The organism is Blautia sp. Marseille-P2398, from assembly GCF_964240315.1.
In the GTDB taxonomy this organism is placed as follows: Bacteria; Bacillota; Clostridia; order Lachnospirales; family Lachnospiraceae; genus Blautia_A; species Blautia_A wexlerae.
On the sequence record NZ_CAXSTD010000001.1, the window covers coordinates 14,208 to 39,282 of the forward strand.

A 25,075-nucleotide genomic window follows, 5' to 3' on the forward strand; every position below is an offset into this window, starting at 1 on the left:
TCGAAAGACTGTTTCCGTCCCCTATCGGGGAGCTACATTTCTCAATGAACAATCGTACGAACAGCTGTAGCCGCATCCGGGTTTCCGTCCCCTATCGGGGAGCTACATTTCTCAATCATGTACATCGTACCAATGGAAAGAAGAATAGCGTTTCCGTCCCCTATCGGGGAGCTACATTTCTCAATAACAGCTTGATGCGCCTGCCTGCGGGTGGGCGCAAGTTTCCGTCCCCTATCGGGGAGCTACATTTCTCAATTTTGTCGAAAAGGCACTTGCATGGAAATTTCTATGTTTCCGTCCCCTATCGGGGAGCTACATTTCTCAATACCATCCCCGCAACCCCATGTTCTGTCTGGGACAGATAGGGGGATTGCGGGGGAAAAGTAATTTTATTGAAATGCAGCCGTTTTGGAAAGTAAAAAATTCTCACAAATCCAGTATTTAAGCCATGCGCGGCAAAATACAGAATTTCGCGCATTTAAGAACAAAATGCTCAAATAATATTTAATTCACATTCCCCCATCATATATTCTTTTCCCTGATATCTTGTGCATTTTAAAATATGAGGGGATACTCCTATACGAGTATCTTTATAATGTTGATGGGTTTTAGGCACATTTGTTCTGTCAAAAATATTTTTTACAGTTTCAATGCCCTCTTTTTCTCCGAATAACGGGTAAATCACTGTCTTGGAAACGAAACCGCTTCCACCTCCCAGAAATACTGTATTCGGTTTTCTCCTGTCACTTCGCGGAAATTTCTTCTGGAAATTCTGATAATACTGTTCATAGAATAACTGTACTGCTTCCAAAATGTCTTTCTTTTTTATATTACAAAGCGTTTCATCAATTGTCAATGTACTTTTAATGACAGTTCCCGGTTTTATGCACTCTCGCAGAAGATTCAATGTTTTGTATGTACCATCTGTGTGCTGTTCCCATTTCTGGCACAAAATAATATCTTCTCTGGACAAGGGTTCGCTGTCTCCAACGATAATGCCTGACATAATATCGAAATCAACAGTTTCTTTCCCTGAAGATCTTACTGAATTGAATGCATTTTTCTCAATTTTTACAATATTATTATTTAAGATTCTTCTGTTAATCCTGTTAACTTCCAAATCACTCCTGATCTGTCTGGTATCAGTTCTATATTTCTCGCGGTGTTGTAAAATATCTCTACCCAGAAGAATTGTTCGTAGCATTCCCTTCAGAGAACTTCCGGGTATATAGGGATTCCCATATGGATCTGTAATGCAGGTCATTACCTGAAGCTTTCCTTTTTCTTCTGATCTGTCACCCACATTCTCTACATATTTCATACAGTTTTTTAAATCATTTTGAGATACATGGTTTCTGAAACACCAATGTTTCAAGTCTTCTCTTGTATCATCAATCATGAAACGTTCAAAATCATTCTGAAGATGAAGTTTTTTAGCCAACATATAGAACTTTGAGCCATCTATTACCCCTATGGTATTTCTATTCAGAAACATATATTCTTTTTTCTGTATTTCGTTTCCATCACCTACGAATACCGGTCCATTGACTTTCAGATGTATCTTATATGTTTTTAATTTTCGTTCCATATTATACCCCCATGAAGAAAGCTTTTGCATATCGAAATACCGGATGTTTTCCACCATTTCTTTCTTCAATGATTCTTCCTCTGAATGTATGCGCAAAACATGAACCAGATGAAAAAACATAAAGATCTCTTTTTCGCATTTGCTGCAATGCATATTCTGATGAATCTACAAATCCTGATCTTTTTATTAAAAGATATGAGGAATCTTTTATAACCTGTTCCAATTCTTCATCTTCAGGAAGCGCAGTGGAAAGCAAAATGTTTTTTTCTGATTTTTTCTTTAAATATCCCATCATATCTTCCGGAACTTTACAGACCTTGTATATAAATCTTCCCAGTCCGGAACTTTTCTTTCCACCTATACCAGTATATTGCAGACTTTCAAACAGTTCGTCTAACAATTCCCTGTCACATTCATTCTCATATCCTGCCAGCACATACAAACCTGTTCCTGTATTAAAGTTCCATGTATTAACCCGAAAAGGTTCCGGCTCCTCCATCCCATGGATTCCTACTGAAACTTTCATATCATAAAGTCCCAGATATTTCATATCCTCCATATGTTCTTCCGGAAAAGTTCCATTCACAAAATCTGCGAGCGTACTTACTGAGATGTATTTCAAATTTTTAAATTTCTTTTTCTGACGGGAATCTCCCTGTTTGCTTTCATCCTCCGTCTGAACAGCAATCATTGGCTTCGGAATATAGTAATTTTTTCCTATGTATGGGAATGCATCAGAGAATATGATTTTTCCATCTGACACCTGTTTCAGAAATCTATCCTGTTTTTTCATTTTCAGTGCTTCCTGAAACAAAGCTGAAAACAGAGTATCTGCATGAAAAGTGATTTCTGAACTATCTAGATTTCCCCTGCCAAAATGGACTCCATTTATAAACTCCAAACAGTATAATGTATAATTCAAAGTATCCTTCCTTTCACCGACTACTCTTTCACAGCCTCATTCAGAATCGAATTGCATTTTTCCAGCAATGTATTATCAACATGGCCAACAACTGCATCTGTATAAATATCCTGAAATTGGATTTTTCCATATCCTCTGGATCCATTTCCTCCAAGATAATCGTACTGCAATAATTTCATTGCTTCTGCGAGAGTGTCCATATCCTCCAAAAATTCCTGTTCTTCTTCTAATTCATATATCAAATCCAGTTTAAAAACAGAACCTCTGACGGCTCGTTCAATCTGTCTGGGATTTGCTACAGCAGTAGCTCTGGAAATAGAATTTTCAAATTTTACTTCTGTCATACTTTGAAGTCCGGCATCTCGTAATTCTTCTTCGTTTTTTAAAACCATATCAGAAAACAGTAATCGGCTTCTTTTTATATTTCCCTTTTTTGAAGAGCCAAACAGTCGTGTAATACGTTCATGATCTTCATTTGGCTCTACTACACGCTCATTGAATTCTTTTGCCAGAAGACTTCTCATTTTCCCCTTCAGAGAACTTCCGGGAATCATCGGTAGATTTGTTCTGGCGTCCCTTATGATTGGTGAGTCCACAGCCCCAATTGCAGCAAATGCGCCACTTCCACCAATATGCATTCCTGTTTTTACTAAAATATTTCCTGAAATCCTGATTTTTCCATACATAAATCTTTCCTCCTACTGTTCTTTGCCACCATAATATTTGTGAAATGCAATCAAAGCTTCCATATATTTGCTGAACAACAGATAATTCTTTTTACTCTGTCTGATTTCTTTAAGAATCTCCAGAATTTCTGCCTGTTTTACAAATGCTTTTACTTTTGGCTCCCGACCACATTCATATATAAAACGAATTCTGAGATACTCAATTCTTCCACAAATTTCATCATCCAATTTTTCTGATGTATATGTAAGAACCTGATTATAAATATCCGCAGTCATTGCCAGAAGATTCCGTATTTTAGATGTAGTTACAATATTTACTTTTCCTCTGCATTTTTGCTTTGACTCCTCAACCAGACTCTTAATCGCCTCTTCAGCTTTATCTACATAGTTATTCTCATTAATTCTCATCCCTGTGTTCCCCCTTTTTGCGATGAATGTATGCGTAAAGATTAATTGCTGTTTTCAATTGTCTGCAATCCTGATCCGACTGAATCCACCTGTACATTTTCCGAGACAACTGTCTGTATTTTTCTTTTTTCGGTCCTTCCTCTGTCGGCTCCAGCCTGGAAAGAAGATACATCATTCTTGCAAAATTGATCTTCTCCTCATGTCCTCTTACCAACTCCATCATACGGTATAAGAAGGACATTCCTCTGGTTTCGTCAATACCTTCAAAAAAATCACATAATGCCCTGTATTTTTCCTGAACAACTCCTTCTTCCAATTCTTTCCATGAATAGGTTCCATCGCTGATCTCTTTTTCTTCATCCCCGTCATCCACCAGATGAATCTCTCCATCCTGAAGTAATGTCACTGCATTTTTTTCCGGCATTCTCTTTGACTCTGATTCCATCATACCGGTTTCTTCTGCAATGGCAGCAATCGGATAAGAAAAATCATAAATACCGATGCCTGCTGAAATGCTTAATGTCCCCTGAGTATATTGTTCAAATTTTCTTCTCAGATCTACAGACAATTCAATAATATCATTCCATGCACCTACAATAAATACATCATCTCCTCCGGAATATACAATTGTAGCCTGTCTTTTCTTTCCACCATTTTTTCCTTCCAGTGAATATTCTCCATTTTCCAGGATGAATCGAATATGATACTTGAAGAATAAGGATAACTGTCTGGATAAAGTAGCTGTTCTGGATAATGTCATATATCTGTCTCCATTTTTTGAATTACAGAATCCTGACACAATAGCCTGTCCAAGATTATCCACATCTGCTCTCAATACCCCGATTCTGCTGATGCCTTCAGCTTCCCGGGCAAATTCTTCAAAAGTACTTCCTGTTGAATAATCTCCTACCCACAGCTTCGTAGCAATATGTTTTCCTGTATAAAGCTTATTTTTAGAATAGGCTCGTACAAAATAATCGTCATTTTCCATTCGTCTGCACAGTTTTTTTTCATCGTCTGCAACCAGACAATATCCTCCCGGCAGTGGCATGGCATCTTCTCTTTCATCTGGATTTTCCAGTACAACGGAGAAAAAATCTGCATACAATACATTTTTTGAAAGCTTCTCTATTTTTCTGCACAGAGCGCAAACTCCCTCTTCATCTACATATCCGATTTTTTTGCAAACCTTACATTCTCTGGAATAATCCTGCTCTTTTCGATTATTTAACCGAATTATTTCTCTCGCCGTATATCTGTGCTGTTTTTGCAACGACAGCATTTTACTCATTTTCCTGAATAACTCTGTATAACTACCCTCCGGAACGTTTCTGAATGCATTCCCTGTACATTGCACATATCCAAAAGCAACAAAAAGATCTGTCTGGAACTGTTTCAATAACCATTCCTTCAATTCTTCCTGAAATTTTTGAATCTGTATAACAGTTTTCGTTGTATTTGCAAGAAGCAGATAACAATGTCCGCCTCCGGAGTATAAAAGATTTGCCCTTGACAGTTGCAGTCTGTCTAAAAGAAGATCTATGATATGCTCCATCATAATTTCCAGGTAAAAAGACCTTGCACGCAAAGTTTTCAATGCATTTTTAGAGCTTATTGTATATATGAAACTCTGTATTCCTGAAATATCCATAGAACATAAGAGAAATGCGTTCCTGTCATAAAAATCCTTCTTATCAAATAATTCCGTCTTATAACTCAAATGATTTTCGTTTAGATAATCATATATGCAGCTAGAAATTGCCGCAGTCAATTTTACATGATCAAACAGAGAAATATCACTTAATTCTTCATTTGAAGTGGAGGATGGCATATAAGAAAGATTTGCTTCCATAACGGCCAGTAAGGAGTTCAGATATTCTTCACTCCAATTCATACCTCTGAAATTATCTAACATTCTCTGACAGATTTTCATATAGAATTCTCTGGAAAATGGCTTTTTCTCAGAAGCAGGATAATTAATCTTCCCCTGATTATCCATATCACCTGGCTGATAATAAAAACTTTGGTTATTTCCATTCAATACATTAAACACGCTCTGAAGCGGGACTGACAGATCAAAACCCTTTTCTTCAGTGTCTTCCTTTTTTCTCCTGTCTGCAAAGGCAGCTATATTATCTGCCAGATAAACGATGTACGCCAGATTATCCTCTTTCAGACGTGCACTTTTGATTTCTGAAAAGTGATGGTATCTTACACAGTCAAGAATCTCTTTATCCTCTATTTTTCCCTCTTCTTTAAGAAAATCATATCCTGATACACTATGATTTCTTCTGTCACTACCTTCCCGGTAAACTACTTTTCCTATGTCATGAAGCAGACTTCCTGTAATCAACTTAATTTTCTGGTCAATCATCTTCATTCCTCCTGACGTATTTCATTGCTCCCATTCCCATGCCTGTCTTAATTCCCACTCCGGCAAATTCTCCGAATTTAAATAACATTCTCAGATATCTTGCCATTGTTTCTGGTCCTCTAATATGAATACAGATACTTCCTGTAAAACCTGTGATCTGAACTTTCTCCAATGGAAATGGTACTGTCTGCAAACGGTACCGCACGATTTCACTCTGTTCAACAAGTGCCCCCAGTGTTTCCTCATCAAACATATCAAAAGCTTCTGAAACAGCACTGTATTTTCTCATAAGACTGGCATATATTAAGCCCAAATCCGGATATATTACATATTTTCCGTCACTTTTAAAAGCTGTGGGTGTCTGAAACTTTATCTCCAAATATTTCGGACATTTCTTCTCATAAAACTCTGTGATAAGTTCATTATCATTTTTCAAGTGCATCCTTTTATTACATACAGAAATTGATAATCCCTTTTTTCTCAAAAAAATATCTGTACATTCAGACAACGGCATAATTATATTTTCATATGCTTCTTCATTCAAAGTCTTTATTGTCCAGATGGTGTTGTTATTTTCCCTCGTGATACATTGACTATAAGGATTTAACTGGTTTCCATGTAGTCTGGCTGCATATTCTGGAGAAATATTTTCCATAATAACTCCCTGTAAATTTGATGACTGCCTGTAATTTATTTCTTTTGTTTCCAGTTCCATTTGTAATTCTGCATACATTGAAGCACCTCTACAGTAAGTATTTTTGTGTATTTTGTACTTTTTTTATATATTTTATGTCAAATCATTGTACATTATATCACTTTTCATATATAACGTCAATTTGTTTTACCATGAAGGTTACTATGAAACTTACTATGCAGCCAGACAAAAACAGCCGGATAATCAGATAAACTATCTTAATTATCCGGCTATTTTTCCTGCTTCTTTTCTTACATTTACGTCTGCTTTTGTATAAAGTTTTGTCTCTGTATCATCATCCTCGCATTCCGGAGTTTTGAAATCAAATCTCCTGATCATAAATGCAAAGATCACATAATTAAAACTTTCTACAAATGATTATTCCACGTTTCACTACAAAATACATCAAAAAGCTCCTGGAGCTTCAGATTTTTCTAAAGTTCCAGGAGCCATTTTACGTTTGGACACTCTCATGCTCGCGCATGAATCTATATTTTATGCTAATTATGCATTCTTCTCAGCGATAGCTGCCTGTGCTGCTGCAAGACGAGCGATCGGTACACGGAATGGTGAGCAGGATACATAGTTAAGACCGATCTTGTGGCAGAATTCTACAGAAGACGGATCTCCACCATGCTCGCCGCAGATACCTACGTGAAGGTTCGGGTTAACCGGTTTGCCGAGTTCGATAGCCATCTTCATCAGCTTGCCAACGCCAACCTGATCCAGTTTTGCAAATGGATCGTTCTCGAAGATCTTAGCGTCATAGTATGCGTTGAGGAATTTACCTGCATCATCACGGGAGAAGCCATATGTCATCTGAGTAAGGTCGTTTGTACCGAAGCAGAAGAAGTCTGCTTCTTTAGCGATCTCATCAGCTGTAAGAGCTGCTCTCGGGATCTCAATCATTGTACCAACTTCATACTGAAGGTCAGAACCAGCGGCTTTGATCTCAGCATCAGCTGTCTCAACTACGAATTTCTTAACATATTTAAGCTCTTTTACATCGCCAACAAGTGGGATCATGATTTCCGGTTTGATTGTCCAGTCCGGATGAGCTTTCTTAACTTCGATTGCTGCGCGGATAACTGCTGTTGTCTGCATCTTAGCGATTTCAGGATAAGTAACAGCAAGACGGCATCCACGATGTCCCATCATCGGGTTGAACTCATGAAGAGAAGCGATGATAGTCTTGATCTGCTCTACAGTTTTGCCCTGAGCATCTGCAAGTTTCTTGATGTCAGCTTCATCTGTAGGAACGAACTCATGAAGAGGCGGATCCAGGAAACGGATAGTAACAGGGTTACCTTCCAGAGCTTCAAAGAGACCTTTGAAGTCATCCTGCTGATATGGAAGAACTTTTTCAAGTGCTTTCTCTCTCTCTTCTGCTGTTTCGGAGCAGATCATTTCACGGAATGCATCGATACGTCCCTCACCGAAGAACATATGCTCTGTACGGCAAAGACCGATACCTTCTGCACCAAGCTCTACAGCTTTCTTAGCATCTGCAGGAGTATCTGCGTTTGTACGAACTTTCATTGTTCTGTACTTGTCAGCCCATGCCATGATGCGTCCGAACTCACCAGCGATTGTAGCGTCTACAGTCGGGATGATTCCGTCGTAGATGTTACCGGTTGTACCATCGATGGAAATGAAGTCTCCCTCGTGGAATTCTTTACCAGCAAGTGTGAATTTCTTGTTTTCTTCGTCCATAGCGATATCACCGCATCCGGATACACAGCACTCACCCATACCACGGGCAACAACTGCTGCGTGAGATGTCATACCACCACGAACTGTCAGGATACCCTGAGCAGATTTCATACCTGTGATGTCTTCCGGAGATGTCTCAAGACGTACAAGTACGACTTTTTCTCCTCTTTCAGCCCATTCAACAGCGTCATCAGCTGTGAATACGATCTTACCGCAAGCAGCTCCAGGAGAAGCGCCAAGGCCTTTACCCATTGGTGTAGCAGCTTTCAGAGCAGCAGCATCAAACTGTGGGTGAAGAAGAGTATCAAGGTTACGTGGGTCGATCATAGCTACAGCTTCTTCTTCTGTTCTCATTCCCTCATCAACAAGGTCACAAGCGATCTTTAAAGCAGCCTGAGCTGTTCTCTTACCGTTACGTGTCTGAAGCATATACAGTTTACCATGCTCTACAGTAAACTCCATATCCTGCATGTCTCTGTAGTGTTTTTCAAGTGTTTCGCAAACCTGTTTGAACTGTACGAATGCTTCCGGGAATTTCTGTTCCATTTCGGAGATGTGCATAGGTGTACGAACACCGGCAACAACGTCTTCACCCTGAGCATTTGTAAGGAATTCACCAAACAGACCGTTAGCTCCTGTAGCAGGGTCACGTGTGAAGGCAACACCTGTACCACAGTCATCACCCATGTTACCGAATGCCATCATCTGTACGTTAACAGCTGTACCCCAGGAATACGGGATATCGTTGTCACGACGATATACGTTCGCACGTGGGTTGTCCCAGGAACGGAATACGGCTTTGATAGCACCCATTAACTGTTCCTTAGGATCAGTTGGGAAATCAGCACCGATTTTTGCTTTATATTCAGCTTTGAACTGTTCAGCTAATTCATGAAGGTCTTCTGCAGTAAGTTCAACATCCTGCTTAACACCTCTTTTAGCTTTCATCTCATCGATAAGTTCTTCGAAATATTTCTTTCCGACTTCCATAACTACATCAGAGTACATCTGGATGAATCTTCTGTAGCAGTCCCATGCCCAACGAGCATTGCCGGATTTTTCAGCAAGTACGTTAACAACGTCTTCATTTAAACCAAGGTTCAGGATAGTATCCATCATACCTGGCATAGAAGCTCTCGCACCAGAACGAACGGAAACAAGCAGAGGATTTTCTTTGTCACCGAATTTCTTTCCGGTAACTCCTTCCATTTTGGTGATTGCTTCCATGATCTGAGCCATGATCTCATCATTGATCTGTCTTCCGTCTTCATAGTACTGAGTACAAGCTTCTGTTGTGATTGTGAAGCCCTGAGGTACAGGAAGACCAAGGTTTGTCATTTCAGCAAGGTTGGCACCTTTACCACCCAGAAGGTTTCTCATATTAGCGTTACCTTCTGTAAACATGTAAACCCATTTTGCCATTTTACATTTTCCTCCTAAATTATTGTTCTTTTGTAACTATTCAGCATTCTGTTGTGAAGTAACTGAACAGCCACACCTTTCGCACATAAGTAAATATATGTTTCTTATACGCACATAATTATTTTATAGAATTTGTGTCATTTCGTCAAGGTTATTCTGCTAAAATTAGCTAAAATTTTTATACATTCTGCATAAAGTGATTTATTTTATTATTCTTATTATTGTTAAGGTTTTCTCAGTCCTTTATTCTGGTCTTTATCTATATTTTTCTTTCACATCTCATTATAACAGGAAAAAACGGGAAGCAAAACAGATAAGTTGATCTGCCCGGCTGCCCGTTTATAATTTTCATCAATTATTTCTTTCTGCCTTTTTTCATGTTCAGTACCAGATGTCTCGGCATACCATTTACCATAATAGGCTGATAATCTCCCTGGATCAGAGGTTTAATATAGTCTACAAAATCCTTAGTTACGTTTGTAGCATCTTTATTCATCCATTCTCTCGGAACAAGTTTCTCCTCATTTGCGATTCTGTGTACATCGTAGATACCTGTAGCTGCCATGTAGGGATCATCGGAAACACGGTCGATAACAACCATCTTACCTGTGTCACCTTCATCTGCAGCTTTAACTGCAGCACCACCTACCATGAATGCTTCATCAATATCCACTCTGGATGCCATATGGGAAGCACTTCTCTGTAATGTGGAAAGTTCAACAGCTCTTGTCTTGCATCCGCACTCCGCTGCCAGGAAGTTTGCCAGATAAGTGGCTGTTCCCTGAAGCTGTTTGTGTCCAAATGCATCCACATAGTCTCCCACGCTTCCAAGCTCACATACATATCTTCCGTCTGCCAGCTTGATTCCCTCGGAAACTGCGATTACAATAGATGCTTTTTTATTCAGAAGATCTTTTACTTTTGCAAGGAATTTCTCAACATCAAAAGGCACTTCCGGCAGATAGATCAAATCCGGTCCGTCGCAGTCCTCAGATTTTGCCAGTGCTGTGGCACCTGTAAGCCATCCGGCATTACGTCCCATAATCTCCATGATCGTAATCATATTTTTCTTATAAGTAAGTCCCAGTGCATCGCGGATCACTTCTTTTGTGGATGCGCCGATATATTTTGCAGCACTTCCGAATCCGGGTGTATGGTCTGTCAGCGCCAGGTCATTGTCGATTGTTTTCGGAACACCAAGGAACTTCTGAGTCTGTCCTGTGAGAATCGCATAATCAGACAGTTTCTTGATCGTATCCATGGAATCATTTCCGCCAATGTAGATAAACGCATAGATATCCAGTTTATTTAAGATCTCAAAAATTTTCTCATAAATTGCTTTATCTTCGTGAATCTCAGGAAGCTTGTAACGACAGGAACCTAAAAATGCAGATGGTGTTCTCTTGAGTAATTCGATATCCAGTTCTGAATGAATCTGTGTTGACAGATCAATATACTGTTCATCCAACAGTCCCTGAATGCCGTGAAGCATTCCGTATACTTTGTCAAATCCTCGTTCAATGGCATTCTTATAAACTCCGGCAAGACTGGAATTGATTACTGCAGTAGGTCCTCCTGATTGTCCAACAATGATATTTCTTTTTTTCGCCATAGCAATGACCTCCTTGTTTTCACGTTTTGTTCATTATGTCTTAGAGTGTGTCTGAAAAATGCTTTACGCAAGATGTGCGTCACAATTTTTCAGACACGCTCTGGTCCCGCAGGACTCGTTGAGGTAAATTGTAACAAATATTTTTTTATTCGTCAATCATTTATTGTGGTTTTTACACATATGATTTCTGTATTTCGTCACTATATCAGTGTATTTTTCAATTTACCACGACATTTCAGATCTATTTTTGTATATTTATAACTATAATTAATCCGGCCCATGTGTTATACTTATAGACAGATTGATTCCGGCATCAACTTATAGCAATCAAAACCTTTTTAAAAATTGCCGGACATCAATGTCCGTGACTATTCGGTACCTTCGCAGTTACGAACCAAAATGCATTTCAAATCACCTTCGGTGATTTGCAGAATACTGCCAGCTGAACAGTTACACAATATTTATCGATCAAGGAGGATTCATTTATGATCCATACAATTGAAAACGACTATCTTAGAGTATCTGTAGACGATCATGGTGCTGAGCTTTGCAGCATTTTTGATAAAGTACATAACAGAGAAGTGATCTGGCAGGCAGATCCGGCTTACTGGAAACGCCACGCACCGGTTCTTTTCCCTAATGTGGGACGTCATTTTGAGGATCACTATCGTATTAATGGAGTCGAATATCCCTCCAGTCAGCATGGGTTTGCCAGGGACAGCGAATTTACCTGCGTGGATATGACTGCTGATTCCATCACCCATAGGCTGAAATCTTCTGATGCCACAAGAGAAAATTATCCATATGATTTTGAGCTGAAGATCAAGCATGTTCTGGAAAAGAACCAGGTCAGTGTATGCTGGGAAGTGATCAGCCTTAATGATGAAACCATGTATTTTACAATTGGCGGCCATCCTGCATTCAATGTACCTGCCGGAGGAATTGGCTCCCAGGAGCAATATCATCTTACTTTCGACGACCGGGATTCCCTCTCCTATCTGCTGATCGACATGTCATCAGGCACCGCGGTTGCAGATAAAGCTTATACACTGGAGCTTGAGAATGGTTCCTGCCTTATTGATGCTCACATGTTTGACAAAGATGCCCTTATTTTTGATGACCAGATTGAAAAGGCCGGCATCGCTTTCCCTGACGGAACTCCTTATGTGGAACTGATCTGTCATGGATTTCCAAGCTTTGGCATCTGGTCCGTCCCGGGTTCTCCTTTTGTATGTCTTGAACCATGGATGGGACGCTGTGATGATTTTGGATTTAAGGGCGAGCTTCCGGAAAAGAAATATATCAACACTCTGGACAAGGATGAAATTTTTACTGCATCATATGAAATAAAAATTTATTAATTTTCTCCATTTATCCTGAAAGCTGTGCTATAATGTCACAGTATATGAAAGTCATCCTGTCCGGTATCCACGAATTTACCCATGCAGACATGACTGATTCATGGCAGCCACTCAGGACTTTCATAGAAAAACACAGGAGGAAATTTCCATGACTAGAGAAGAATTTCAGAAGCTGACACAGGATGTTGTACTGCTCGACGGTGCTACCGGTTCCAATCTTATGGCCGCCGGAATGCCAAGAGGAATCTGTACAGAAGCATGGATCATGGAGCACAAAGAAGTTCTGCAGAATCTGCAAAAGGCTTATGTTGAAGCAGGAAGCCAGATCGTATACGCACCTACTTTCGGCGGAAACCGTTACAGTCTCGGACTTCACGGACTGCAGGATAAGCTTGCGGAAATGAACCATGCACTTGTAAATATTTCCAGAGAGGCAGTAGGACATAAGGTCTATGTTGCCGGTGATATTACCACAACCGGAAAGATGATGGAGCCTGCCGGTGATCTCACCTATGAGATGGCATATGAAACATACTGTGAACAGATTAAGGTTCTTGAAGATGCAGGTGTTGATCTGATTGCTGCGGAAACCATGATCAATATCGAGGAAACACTTGCTGCACTGGATGCTGCTGCATCCGTAAGTTCTCTTCCTGTAATGTGTACAATGACCGTAGAAGCTGACGGAAGCATTTTCAGCGGAGGAAATGCTGTGGAGGCTGCGATCGCCCTTGAGGGTGCAGGTGCTGTGGCAGTTGGGATCAACTGTTCTGTAGGACCTGACCAGCTGGTATCCGTTGTCCGCAATATCAAAGAGAACGTATCCATTCCTGTCATCGCCAAACCTAATGCCGGTATGCCGACGATTGATGATCAGGGAAATGCCATTTACAGTATGGACGCCAAAAGCTTTGCAGAACATATGAAGGTTCTGATCGAAAATGGTGCGTCTGTTGTCGGAGGATGCTGTGGTACTACTCCGGAATTCATCCGCGAGATAAGCAGAAGCCTCGGAAGATAGATTTTGTATCTTCGACAGCCATAGTCAGACGAATAACGAATATTCGCAGCCAAAGCAGGGAACTTTCCTGATTCGGTTAAAGAGGGATATGACTCAAAAAAGCACATAACTTAGGATAGAATCTGTCTCAATCCGAGATATTCTCATCCTCTGTTATGTGCTTTTTGGTAATTGTCCGGCTTTCCTCTGTCCTGATCCTGCGAAAATACCATGGCAATTCTATAAACAGTTGCGCTTTTTATTATCTGCTTTTCATCTACTTCACTTTGATTGCTTTTTTCGGGCACATCTCCTGGCAGCAGAAACAGCGGATACACTTTCTGTAATCATATACCGGCGGCTTTCCTTTGCCTTTTCTGAAATCCACAGCTTTCCCCGGAACCGGACAGCTCTGCACACAGATCCCGCAGCGGACACATTTATCAGCTTCTATATATGGTTTTTTCTGAAAAATGTTTAACGCTCCCGCCATTCTTGTCCAGATATTCTTTCGCACTTCTGTGCGGTCTACATTAAAAGCCGGATTTCCGTATTTTTTCACTGCCTCTGCCATGGAAATCTCCCCGTCTGGTGTCAGAAGGGTAATCTCCTCTTCTTTCCATGTACCAAGTCCCATTTTCTCGCCATGATAGTTCGTCGGAACCATCTCCGGTTTCAGATAAACCAGACGGCTGAATACACTGTCCAGTGCAACCGGATCTGTGGACATCAGCAGTACATTCATAGGAACCGGATCTCCCGAACCCGGTCCGTTGCCCTCCATGGCCACGATCCCATCCATCACATACAGCTTCGGTGCCACACATTTATTCAGATCAATAAGCATTCTGGCAAAGCTGTCTGCACTCGGGTACTGCGTGTGCCCCTTCGCTTTATGGAATCCATATACAAACCCATAGCTGTTCTTAACCGCACCGGTGATACGTTCTAATGCATGTGTTTTCATCTTGCTCAGGGAAATCACACAGTCCTGCTCCAACAGTTCTTTTGGCAGGATAAATTCCTTTGCCTGGACTCCCTGCGGATAAGCAGTTTTCACGCCCTCAGAATAATCAACAGCCGGAATATGATATTTCTCCAGATAAGTATCCATTCCTGTTCCGCGAATCACTGCCTGAGTGGTTCCATGACCGCAGGAATCTGCAAGCACAATATTCTCATACCCACTTTCACGCAGGATTCCCGCAAAAACTCCTACTACAACCGGATGTGTGATCACTGCTTTCTCTACCTCTGCTTTTTTCAGCAGATTCGGCTTCAGCAGGATCTTCGCATCCTTTGGAATCAGAGTCTCCACTCCACCCAGAAAATCCAGCCCCTGTTTCAGCAGCATATAGATTTTTTCTTCATCATATTCCCGGCAGGGAAGTAATACCACTTTACTTTTCACCAAATTCACGCACCTTTATCATCTCCGGACAGATCCACCTGTCTCAGTGCTTTTCTTACCGGCAAAATACATGCCGGCACTACAGAGAGACAGTCCACACCCATCCTCAGAAATTCTTCTGTCAGGGCAGTGTCTGCTGCAAGTTCCCCGCAGATACAGACACGTCTATTTTCTGCATGTCCCGCTTCGATCACCATTTGAATCATACGCAGCACTGCCGGGTGATGGTCATTATATTTCTTGCGCAGAAGCGGATTCTGTCTGTCCATCGCCAGTGTATACTGACTCAGGTCATTGGTTCCAAGACTCAGGAAATCCACTCTTCTGGCAAGCTCCCGGCTGATCATGACTGCTGCCGGAGTCTCGATCATGATTCCTGTCTTAATATGTTTATACGGAATTCCTTTTTCATCCAGCCCGATCTTTACTTCCCGGATAATTTCTTCAATCTCATCCATTTCCTCTTCTGAGCTGATCATCGGATACATCAGCGCCAGATTTCCATATGCACTCGCCCTGAAAATTGCCCGAAGCTGTGCCTTGAACATTCTTTTTCTGTCAAGGCAGAGACGGATTCCTCTGTTCCCCATGATCGGATTTGTCTCGTCCGGGATATTCAGATATTCTGCCTGCTTGTCTGCTCCGAGATCTGCCGTACGGATCACAGTGAGCTTTTCTCCCATGGTCTCCGCAATCTTTTTGTATGCAAGAAACAGCTCATTTTCACGAGGATAATTTTCTCTTCCAAGATACTGGAATTCACTGCGCAGAAGACCAATCCCGGCAGCTCCGTAATACAGCACACTGTTCAGGTCGTCCATATTTCCGATATTGGCATAGATTTCAATTTTTCTGCCATCTTTTGTGATATCCGGTTCTCTCCTTAATTTCAGAAGCTCTTCTCTTTCTTCTTTATCAGCCTGCCTGCGGATCTCATATTCTTTTTTTACCTCTTCATCCGGATCAATATACAAAGTTCCGGTATATCCGTCCACAATAGCCTGCCGTCCGTCCCACTCCGAATCTGTGTCAATTTCCAGCAGAGCCGGTATATTCATTGTTTTTGCCATAATGGCAGCATGAGACATGTCGGAACCATGATGGGTAACAATAGCCATCAGTTTATCCTTATCCATCTCCATCAGTTCTGTTGGCGTAATACTCTCCGTCACAACGATCACAGGCTCATCCCCAAGATCTATCCTGGGAGAGATACCTCCCAGTTCACCGATCAGGCGGTCGGAAATCTCCCGCATATTATCCAGCCGTTCTTTAATCGCAGGCTCTTCCAGAGTTCTGAAAGTCTTAAGCATCTCATCCCTTGTAGTCATTACCGCATAGGCAGAATTTACTTTTTCACTCTGTATGACACTCTCAATGGCACGTTGAAAGCTTTTTCCCTCCAGCAGATTCTTTTGTCTGAGAAAAATCTCTGCCTGGGTTCCCTGAATTATGCAGTTTTTTTCATATAAATCCTCCAGCTGTTCCATGACTCTGGTGCGCGCCTGCCGGAAAATATTCAGCTCTGTTTTCACATCTGTGATTTCGTACTGGCGCATCTGATATTCGCTTTTATGATAATACAGTATCTTACCGATGGCAATTCCGGAAAAGGCACCGGTTCCCTTGTAAACATCCATATTAACTCCTTAGTTGATTAACCCCTTAGTCGCAGGCAGCCTTAAATTCAGTCCAGTTCTTCTGATACTGTGCGTCTGCGTCCTGGCTTACATTCTGGACGATCTCGCCCTTTGTAACGTCATCCGGAACTACCAGATCCGGATTTACCAGCTCATCTGCTGCTTTATTTGTGCTGTAATAGCCGATATAGTCTGTGCATTTCGCTGCAACCTCCGGCTGCATGATGTAATCCATGAAAGAATATGCCGCATCTTTATCCGGCGCTTCACTTGGAATAAACATACCCATAATACCAAATCCAAGTCCTTCTTCCGGATATACCACCTTCAGATCAGGATTCTCAGCCAGAGCAGCTGTTACCTGAGAGGTATAAAGAAATGCAACACTTGCTTCTCCGTTGAGAAGTGCATTCTGTGTATTGTCATCCTGGATCAGACGTACATTCGGAGCAAGTTCCAGAAGCTTCTCTCCTGTCTTCTTGATCACGTCAACGTCCTCTTCATTCATGCTCTCGCCCATGGAAAGCTGGGTGATACCATTGATCACACGATAGTTTGCAGTCAGTGCAATGCTGTCCTCAAGAGACGGATCCCAGAGGTCTTTATATCCTTTGATATCAATATCCACCTGTTCCGGATCATAAACGATCAGCGGGATGCCTGCTCCGTAAGGAACTGTGTATTCATCGTCTGGATCATAGAACTGTCCCTGATATAATGGGTTGATATTTCCGATATTCTCCAGAGAATCCTTGTCAAGCTTCTCTGCAAGTCCTTCCTGGATCGCAGTTTCCAAAATATAGTCATCTGCGATCACGATATCATAGTCACCGCCCTTTGCCATGGAAAGCTTCTCAAGCATGGTTTCATCTGTATCGAAGTTTGAATAAACAACCTTAACTCCTGTCTCTTTTTCAAAATCATCCAGAACTTCCTGCGGGAACATTCCCTCCCATGTAAAAAGTACAAGTTCTTTATCATCTCCTGCATCCTTGAATCCGGTGAATGCTGTTCCTGCCATTAATGCACACATCACTACTGCAAGTACTCTTTTTTTCATAAATGATCTCCCTTCTTATGCTCTGCATTGTTGTCTATATCAGTCACTGTCCGCCTTCCACCGTATCGGCAGACAGCGGCTATCCTTTTTTACTTTGCTTTTACTTTTGTCCAGAGTTCCGCAAATTTCTGCTTGATCTTTGGCTGCTGATAAGCAAAGATTTCGTTATTCGGGTTGGTTGTATCCGGAATATAAGAACTGATCCCGGCATAGTCCCCCTCCTTCATGGTTTCAAAAGCACTCTTCACTGTAGAAGTATACCCTACTTCTTCCGTATTGGAAAGAGCAGATTTATCACTGATCATAAAATCAATAAATTCATGGGCAAGCTGTACTTCGCTGCAGTCCTTTGTGATAACCATTGCATCATACCATCTGTTGGTTCCCTGTTCCGGTGTGAAGTAGTCCAGATTCGGATTTTCACTGATAATGTAAGATGCATCTCCGGAGTACACAACTGCCAGCGCTTTGTTTCCTGAAATCATGTTGTCGATCACATCATCGCCTGCATAGATCGGATCCATAGTGTCACGCTGATCGATCAGCCACTGATAAGCCTCCTCGATCTCAGACTCATTTGTAGTATTCATGGAATACCCAAGTGCTTTTAATGCTATCATAAAGGAATCTCTCTCAGAATCATACATGTAAATATTTCCTTTATATTTCGGATTACACAGAAGATTCCAGCCATCTTTCAGATCAGCCTCATCTACTACTGTCTTATCATAAAGGATTCCTACTGTTCCCCAGAAATACGGACAGGAATAACGGTTGCCCGGATCATAGCTCTGGTTCATGACATCATTCAGCAGATTTTTCTTATTCGGAATTTCTTTCCAGTCAAGTGCCTGCAGATATTCTTCTTTGATCAGTCTCTCAATCATGTAATCAGACGGGATCAGCACATCATAAGTCTCACCGCTTGAAAGCTTGGTGTACATCATCTCATTTGACTCAAAAGTCTCGTATACGATGGTACAATCATATTCTTTTTCGAAATCCTCAAGAAGAGAAAGATCCATGTACTCTCCTGCATTGTAAACTTTCAGCACATGAGTGGACTGCGCCACGAATCCCCATTTGATCAGCCCTGCCGTAACGGCAACAACCAGAACTACAGAGACAATTTTTACTGCTTTCCTGTTCAGCTTTCTGGCTTTATTCTTAAACTTCGGAAGCAGATTGGACAAAAGCAGTACCACGATGATGACTACGATCACGATGGTTGACAAAGCATTGATCGTCGGATTGATACGCTTTGTCATATTATATACAACAATAGAGATATTCTTTACACCATTTCCTGATACGAAATAGGAAATAACGAAATCATCAAATGACATGGTAAATGCAAGCAGCGCGCCTGCGAAAATACCCTCTTTGATCATCGGCACGATAACCTTTGTCAGAGCCTGAAAAGGTGTTGCCCCAAGGTCCATGGCAGCATTTGCCATATTCGGATCCAGAGCCCTTACCTTCGGATAAACGCTGGTAATTACATACGGGGTACAGAATGCAATATGTGCCAGCAGCATAGTCAGATACCCTTTTCGAAATCCCAGAGAAGAGAACAACAGCATCAGGCTGATGGCAGTTACGATCTCAGGATTCAGGATCGGGATATTATTAATATTCAAAAGCAGTTCCTTGATTACCTTCTTTGATTTGGATAAACCGATCGCTGTAATGGTTCCAAGTATTGTAGAAACAATGGTCGCAATGATCGCAATGGTAACAGATACATAAACTGCCTTAATTACTTCCCCGTTACCGAGAAGTTCCTGATACCAGCGCAGGGAAAAGCCTGTAAATCTGGTCAGTGACTTGGATGAGTTAAAGGAAAAGATCATCGTCACCAGGATCGGCAGGTAAAAGAAAGCAAGGCAGAGTACTACATATAACATTGAGAAAAATTTATTATTACGTTTCATGCCGTCCTCCCTTATTCATCTTTATCCATCTTCTTCATCAGGCTCATAAATATCAGAATGAGCATAGCCAGAATCAGAGAAATCGCACTTCCGAAGTTCCAGTCACCAACTGAGATAAACTGAGACTCGATCAGGTTACCGATCAGCATGTACTGTCCGCCTCCGAGAAGTTTCGGAATAACGAATGTGGAAATAGACAGCAGGAATACCATCATGATTCCATTGAGCACGCCGGGGATGGACAATTTCCAGATAACCTTTGTGAAGGTCTGGAATTTATTTGCCCCCAGGTCATAGGCAGCCTCGATAAAGGATTTATCCATTTTGCTCAGGGATGTATGGATCGGGATGATCATAAACGGCATAAAGTTACAGACCAGACCAACCACTACGGAAAAGTCTGTATACATCATTGTCACCGGGGAAATCCCCAGTAATCCAAGCAAATGGTTGATGATACCATTGTCTGACAGCAGGTTCATCCATGCATAGGTACGCAGAAGCATATTGATCCATTCCGGAATAGTTACCAGCAGGATCAGAAGACTCTGGGATTTCTCCGGACATTTGGAAATAATATATGCCAGCGGATAGCCAAGTCCCAGACAGATGACCGTCGTCAGGATTCCAAGCTTAAAGGACTTGAAAATAACGCTCATATACGTTGCTTCCAGGAATTTGCGGAAATTCTCCAGGGTAAAGGAGAACGTCAGCACCTCGTTTCCATCTTCTGTAAATGCATATAATGCGATCAGTATCAGCGGGATGACAATGACCACAAATGCCCACACAAGATATGGTTTGATAAGATTTCTGTACTGTTTCATCAGTAGCTTCCCATCTTACACATAACATGGATGTCTTCAGGCCCGAATTTCAGTCCCACTTCCCTTCCGACTTCCGCATAATCTGTGGTATGAACCATATAAGTACGAAGTTCTGTCTCGATCAGGATCTCATAATGCACGCCCTTGAAGGTAATATTGCGCACAATCCCCCTGATCTTTGCCTGACCGGGATCTACGATATCCAGATCCTCAGGTCTTAACACAACTTCGATCTCTTCATTATCCTCAAATCCCTTATCCACACATTCAAACTCAAATCCGTCAAAAGTAACCAGATAATCGCGGATCATGGTTCCCTCGATAATATTGGATTCACCGATAAAGCCTGCAACAAAACGGTTTTCCGGCTCATTGTAGATATCTGTAGGAGAGCCGATCTGCTGAATCTCACCGTTATTCATAACAACAACCGTATCTGACATGGACAGGGCTTCTTCCTGGTCATGGGTAACATAAATGAAAGTGATGCCGACTTCCTGCTGAATCTTCTTTAATTCTACCTGCATCTGTTTACGGATCTTTGCATCCAGTGCACCCAGGGGCTCATCTAAAAGCAGAACCTTCGGCTCATTTACCAGGGCTCTGGCAATGGCCACTCGTTGCTGCTGTCCACCGGAGAGCAGAGTTACATCTCTTTTCCCAAAGCCTTCCAGACCAACCATCTTCAGCATACGCTCCACCTTCTGGGCGATGACAGTTTTATCGACTTTCTTCAGGTTCAGCCCGAAACCGATGTTCTCCGCCACATTTAAATGAGGAAAAAGAGCATACTTCTGAAACACAGTATTAACCTCTCTCTTGTACGGGGGAAGCTTGGAAATCTCAATCCCGTTAAACAGTACTTCTCCGTCACTTGGTTCTTCAAAGCCTGCAATGATTCGAAGGGTGGTTGTCTTTCCGCATCCGCTGGGTCCCAAAAGCGTCAGGAATTCCTTTTCGTAAATATCCAGATTGATGCCGCGCAAAACCTGCTGATCATCAAAATTCTTGGTCAGATTTTTTAACTCAATCAGTTTGTTCATCATCTTTTCCTTCCTCTGAATGTATTTTTCTCTGTTTTTTATAATCCGGCTGTTCCAAAAGCATTGACCGGCTGTTCAGAATGTTCCTAAAAGCTATATCATTTATTTTTTCTTCTTTGTTATCAGTGAATAAACAATAAAAATAATCAGTGTAGCTGCCAGCAGAATGGTACACAACGCATTGATCTCCGGCGTCACTCCTGTTTTCAGCTGTGTGTACACCTTGATCGGCAGCGTAGACAGACGCGGTCCGTTTACAAAAATACTTATTACCACATCATCCATAGACATGGCAAACGCAAGCAGCGAACCTGAAATTACCGCCGGCATAATTAAGGGCAGCGTAATATCCCGGAAAGCCCTGAACGGTCCTGCCCCCAGATCTCTGGCTGCCTCTTCCAGTGCCGGATCCATGCCTGCCAGTCTTGCCTTCACTTCCATCAGAATATAGGGCACACAGAATACCGTATGGCCTATTAACAGTGTCAGCATGCCAAAGGGCAGGTTCAGCATATAAAAGAATGCCATCAGCACCATACCAAGGATGATCTCCGGTATCATTAACGGCAATATGGAAATGTATTCCAGCGCCCCTTTTGACTTCCAGTGAATCCTTGATAACCCAACTGCACCCAGAGTACCGATCACTGCACTAACCAGACAGCTTAATACCCCAAGGATCAGACTGTTCACCAGTGCTTCCAACATTGCTCTGTCATGGAAAAGTTCCTGATACCATTTCAGGGAAAAACCTGTAAATTTCACCGGCAGTTTGGATTCATTAAATGAGAAAACGATCACTACTGCAATAGGGAGATACATCAGGAAGAAAATCAGCCCCATATAAAATCCGGCAAATCTTGAATTCTTTTTCATCCGATTCCCTCCAGTTCTCTGGCATTTGTCACTTTCCTGTAAATCATGATCAGTACAGTTGTAAGTACCATCATCACCACAGCAAGTGCTGCTGCAAAGGGCCAGTTACTTCCTCTGGTCATCTGATCCTGTATTAGACTTCCCACAAGTACCACTTTATTTCCGCCCAGGATATCTGCAATAAAAAACAGTCCCATGGATGGCACAAAAGTCAGGATCACACCCGAAAGCAGCCCGGGCAGTGTAAGTTTCAGTGTTATAGTAAAAAATGCCTGCAGTCTGGATGCCCCAAGGTCTCTGGCAGCCTCCACATAAGACCAGTCCAGCTTCTCTGCGCTGGAGTATACAGACATGATCATAAACGGGAGAAGCACATAAATCATACCGATCACAATTGCCGGATAGCTATACAGGATGGACAACGGTTTCTCAATGATCCCGAGTTTCATCAATACAAAGTTCAAAAGTCCTTTTTTCTGCAGAATAATGATCCAGCCATACAGACGGATCAGGGAATTTACCCAGAACGGCGTAGACAACAGAAGCTGTGCCTTTTTCTTTCTGTGCTCCGGCAGCCTCGCCATGAAATACCCGAACGGATAGCCGATCAAAGCGATCACTATCGTACTGGTAAATGCCAGTTTCAGTGATTCCACAAATGTATTCAGGTATACAGGTTCCAGAATATTTCTGTAATTGTCCAGCGTAAATTTCCAGGTCACCCCAAATCCTCTGGACGGAGTAGCAAAACTCAGCGCCACCATATAGATAAGGGGGCATACTACAAACACAATAGTAAAAATGTACAGTGGAAGTGCCATCCATGCAGAACTGTCAGAACGGTTTCTACGCTTCTTCATGAATGTCCTCCCTGTCTACCAGTACTGCATCTGTCGGCAGAAAACTGCATCTCACTGTCTGGCCTTCTGCGACGGATGCGTCGATTCCGTATCTGCTGGCGATCAACTGTGTACCATCACTCAGCTTCAGAGTTACACGAAGCTGACCTCCTGCGAAATTCTTCTCTGTAACAGTCGCCTGTAAACCTGATACACTATTCTTATTATGTGCATCCAGACTTCCGTCTGCCACACTTATATCAACAGCGTCTCTGTAATCTGTACCGGTATCACCGATTACAGCAGTTTCCTGTAACAATATATTTTCGCTTCTCACAGCCAGAGTTACTTTTTCTCCGGCTGACAGGTATTGTTTTCCCCCTGTATCCTGCTGACTTGTTTCAAGCTTTACAATTACCCTGTCATTTCCAATTTTTACGATTGCATTCTCTCCCTGAATACTCTCTGCAACTCCATGCAGGATATTGGCATTTCCTACAAATGTTGCTACATAACTGGTCTTTGGATGATTATAGATCTCATCCGGTGTTCCGATCTGCTCAATACGTCCGTCCCTCATCACCGCGATCCTGTCAGACATATTGATAGCTTCTTCCTGATCATGAGTGATATAGATAAATGTAATTCCCAGCTTCTTCTGCAGATGCTTCAGTTCTATCTGCATCGCACGGCGAAGCTGCAGATCCAGTGCTCCCAGCGGCTCATCCAGAAGCAGTACTTTGGGATTATTCACCAGTGCTCTCGCAATGGCAACTCTCTGTTTCTGACCGCCCGAGAGTTCGGAAGGCTTTCTTTTTTCATATCCTTCAAGCTGCACCAGTTCCAGCATCTGAGAAACTTTTTTCCTGATCTCACTCTTAGGAACTTTTTTCAGCTTCAGACCATAGCCAATATTCTCCGCAACATTCATATGCGGAAAGAGGGCATAATTCTGAAATACCGTATTCACATCCCTCTGGTTCGGCTCCAGACCTGTCACTTCCCTGCCGTCCAGCCAGACACTTCCTGCATCGGGCTGTTCCAGACCGGCAATGATTCGCAATGTTGTCGTCTTGCCGCATCCCGAAGATCCCAGCAAAGTAATAAACTCTCCTTTACTGATCTCAAGACTGATATTATCCAGAACTGCTTCGCCTTCTGTAAAACTTTTCTTTATCTCCTTCAGTTCAAGTGAAACCTCTGCCAACTATACTCAGCTCCTTTCATGTAAAAAAGATACCTCTTTATACTAAAAAAGATACGAAACCACGCGTAAAAGCTCTCGCCCCTACATCGGTTTATGCCAATGCTGACGCCTGTTACAGTGCCAGTCTCTGCATGGTTTCGCATCTGTATATGTCCATTTTTCCAATTATAGATATATCCGGTCCGTCCTGTTCCATCCAGTCTGCGTGCACTCCTGACCATGATGTCCACATAAGAAAACCGGAAATCAACCATTCTTCTTGATAGATTCCCGGTCATTATTTATTTGGTATAATCCAAAAGTTATATTAAAGGATAGGCCCGAGATTGTCAAGTAAATTTGTTACTGTTCACTCCGTTCACAGTAACTTAGCCAAAATTCATTCCAGATTGCCTGCGGCAATGGAATTTTGGCTTGTATGTCTCGGGATTTTTGCATATTCATGCCAAAACACCTCG

At 41.9% G+C, this 25,075-nt stretch carries 19 protein-coding genes and 1 CRISPR repeat array (1 of these 20 running past the window's edge); of the genes, 2 read left to right on the forward strand and 17 right to left on the reverse strand.

Translation table 11 applies throughout. The features are described from left to right. Positions 1–326: direct repeats of the CRISPR family, unit length 36 nt; unit sequence GTTTCCGTCCCCTATCGGGGAGCTACATTTCTCAAT (it extends 1,275 nt beyond the left edge of the window). A 167-nt stretch (positions 327–493) separates the two neighbouring features. The 8 genes from csm5 to ACESZG_RS00105 form a co-directional block, all read right to left on the reverse strand. Continuing rightward, entirely contained in the window at positions 494–1,588 is a 1,095-nt protein-coding gene (csm5, locus tag ACESZG_RS00070; RefSeq protein ID WP_368210959.1) for a type III-A CRISPR-associated RAMP protein Csm5, read from the reverse strand. Between the two features lies 1 nt (position 1,589). After that, complete coding sequence (gene csm4 / locus ACESZG_RS00075; protein ID WP_055058053.1) at positions 1,590–2,510, reverse strand: type III-A CRISPR-associated RAMP protein Csm4; 921 nt, start codon at positions 2,508–2,510, stop codon at positions 1,590–1,592. 20 nt (positions 2,511–2,530) lie between these two features. Continuing rightward, entirely contained in the window at positions 2,531–3,196 is a 666-nt protein-coding gene (gene csm3, locus ACESZG_RS00080) for a type III-A CRISPR-associated RAMP protein Csm3 (RefSeq protein ID WP_055058052.1), read from the reverse strand. Positions 3,197–3,208: 12 nt separating this feature from the next. Beyond that, entirely contained in the window at positions 3,209–3,604 is a 396-nt protein-coding gene (gene csm2, locus ACESZG_RS00085; RefSeq protein WP_008703380.1) for a type III-A CRISPR-associated protein Csm2, read from the reverse strand. Further along, the gene (gene cas10, locus ACESZG_RS00090; protein ID WP_055058051.1) at positions 3,594–5,978 is read right to left on the reverse strand and encodes a type III-A CRISPR-associated protein Cas10/Csm1; all 2,385 of its coding nucleotides are present in this window, start codon (positions 5,976–5,978) and stop codon (positions 3,594–3,596) included. The genes csm2 and cas10 overlap by 11 nt, the downstream gene beginning before the upstream one ends. Beyond that, positions 5,971–6,711 (reverse strand): CRISPR-associated endoribonuclease Cas6, encoded by a 741-nt coding sequence (gene cas6, locus ACESZG_RS00095; protein ID WP_055058050.1) that lies wholly within the window; start codon positions 6,709–6,711, stop codon positions 5,971–5,973. The genes cas10 and cas6 overlap by 8 nt, the downstream gene beginning before the upstream one ends. A gap of 465 nt (positions 6,712–7,176) precedes the next feature. Beyond that, complete coding sequence (gene ppdK / locus ACESZG_RS00100) at positions 7,177–9,807, reverse strand: pyruvate, phosphate dikinase (protein ID WP_055058049.1); 2,631 nt, start codon at positions 9,805–9,807, stop codon at positions 7,177–7,179. Positions 9,808–10,162: 355 nt separating this feature from the next. Next, positions 10,163–11,419, reverse strand: a complete 1,257-nt coding sequence (locus ACESZG_RS00105; RefSeq protein ID WP_008703460.1) for a 6-phosphofructokinase — start codon at positions 11,417–11,419, stop codon at positions 10,163–10,165. Positions 11,420–11,904: 485 nt separating this feature from the next. On the opposite strand from ACESZG_RS00105, the gene ACESZG_RS00110 reads away from it, so the two are divergent. Both ACESZG_RS00110 and ACESZG_RS00115 read left to right on the forward strand, forming a co-directional pair. Continuing rightward, positions 11,905–12,780, forward strand: a complete 876-nt coding sequence (locus ACESZG_RS00110; RefSeq protein ID WP_368211017.1) for an aldose 1-epimerase family protein — start codon at positions 11,905–11,907, stop codon at positions 12,778–12,780. Between the two features lie 148 nt (positions 12,781–12,928). After that, entirely contained in the window at positions 12,929–13,801 is an 873-nt protein-coding gene (locus tag ACESZG_RS00115) for a homocysteine S-methyltransferase family protein (RefSeq protein ID WP_022381265.1), read from the forward strand. 256 nt (positions 13,802–14,057) lie between these two features. On the opposite strand, the gene ACESZG_RS00120 is transcribed toward ACESZG_RS00115, so the two are convergent. The 9 genes from ACESZG_RS00120 to ACESZG_RS00160 form a co-directional block, all read right to left on the reverse strand. Further along, a complete protein-coding gene (locus ACESZG_RS00120; protein WP_022381264.1) occupies positions 14,058–15,200 on the reverse strand; it encodes a DUF362 domain-containing protein in 1,143 nt (380 codons plus the stop codon). Next, on the reverse strand, positions 15,197–16,831 hold the full coding sequence (gene ptsP / locus ACESZG_RS00125) for a phosphoenolpyruvate--protein phosphotransferase (protein WP_025577630.1): 1,635 nt from the start codon (positions 16,829–16,831) through the stop codon (positions 15,197–15,199). The genes ACESZG_RS00120 and ptsP overlap by 4 nt, the downstream gene beginning before the upstream one ends. A 25-nt stretch (positions 16,832–16,856) precedes the next feature. Beyond that, positions 16,857–17,891, reverse strand: coding sequence for a spermidine/putrescine ABC transporter substrate-binding protein (locus ACESZG_RS00130; RefSeq protein WP_025577627.1), 1,035 nt, complete (start codon positions 17,889–17,891; stop codon positions 16,857–16,859). An 89-nt stretch (positions 17,892–17,980) separates the two neighbouring features. Next, positions 17,981–19,825, reverse strand: coding sequence for an extracellular solute-binding protein (locus ACESZG_RS00135; RefSeq protein WP_055053877.1), 1,845 nt, complete (start codon positions 19,823–19,825; stop codon positions 17,981–17,983). Between the two features lie 11 nt (positions 19,826–19,836). Then, the gene (locus ACESZG_RS00140) at positions 19,837–20,652 is read right to left on the reverse strand and encodes an ABC transporter permease (RefSeq protein WP_368211016.1); all 816 of its coding nucleotides are present in this window, start codon (positions 20,650–20,652) and stop codon (positions 19,837–19,839) included. Further along, positions 20,652–21,698: a spermidine/putrescine ABC transporter ATP-binding protein gene (gene potA / locus ACESZG_RS00145; RefSeq protein ID WP_202020900.1), complete on the reverse strand. Its 1,047-nt coding sequence runs from the start codon at positions 21,696–21,698 to the stop codon at positions 20,652–20,654. The genes ACESZG_RS00140 and potA overlap by 1 nt, the downstream gene beginning before the upstream one ends. Positions 21,699–21,797: 99 nt before the next feature. Then, positions 21,798–22,571 carry an ABC transporter permease gene (locus tag ACESZG_RS00150; protein WP_055151263.1) on the reverse strand — a complete coding sequence of 258 codons (774 nt, stop codon included), beginning with the start codon at positions 22,569–22,571 and terminating at the stop codon, positions 21,798–21,800. Continuing rightward, entirely contained in the window at positions 22,568–23,431 is an 864-nt protein-coding gene (locus ACESZG_RS00155) for an ABC transporter permease (RefSeq protein ID WP_062807754.1), read from the reverse strand. Before ACESZG_RS00155 ends, ACESZG_RS00150 begins: the two co-directional genes overlap by 4 nt. Continuing rightward, positions 23,418–24,617, reverse strand: coding sequence for an ABC transporter ATP-binding protein (locus ACESZG_RS00160; protein ID WP_349062767.1), 1,200 nt, complete (start codon positions 24,615–24,617; stop codon positions 23,418–23,420). The genes ACESZG_RS00155 and ACESZG_RS00160 overlap by 14 nt, the downstream gene beginning before the upstream one ends. Positions 24,618–25,075: the final 458 nt, after the last annotated feature.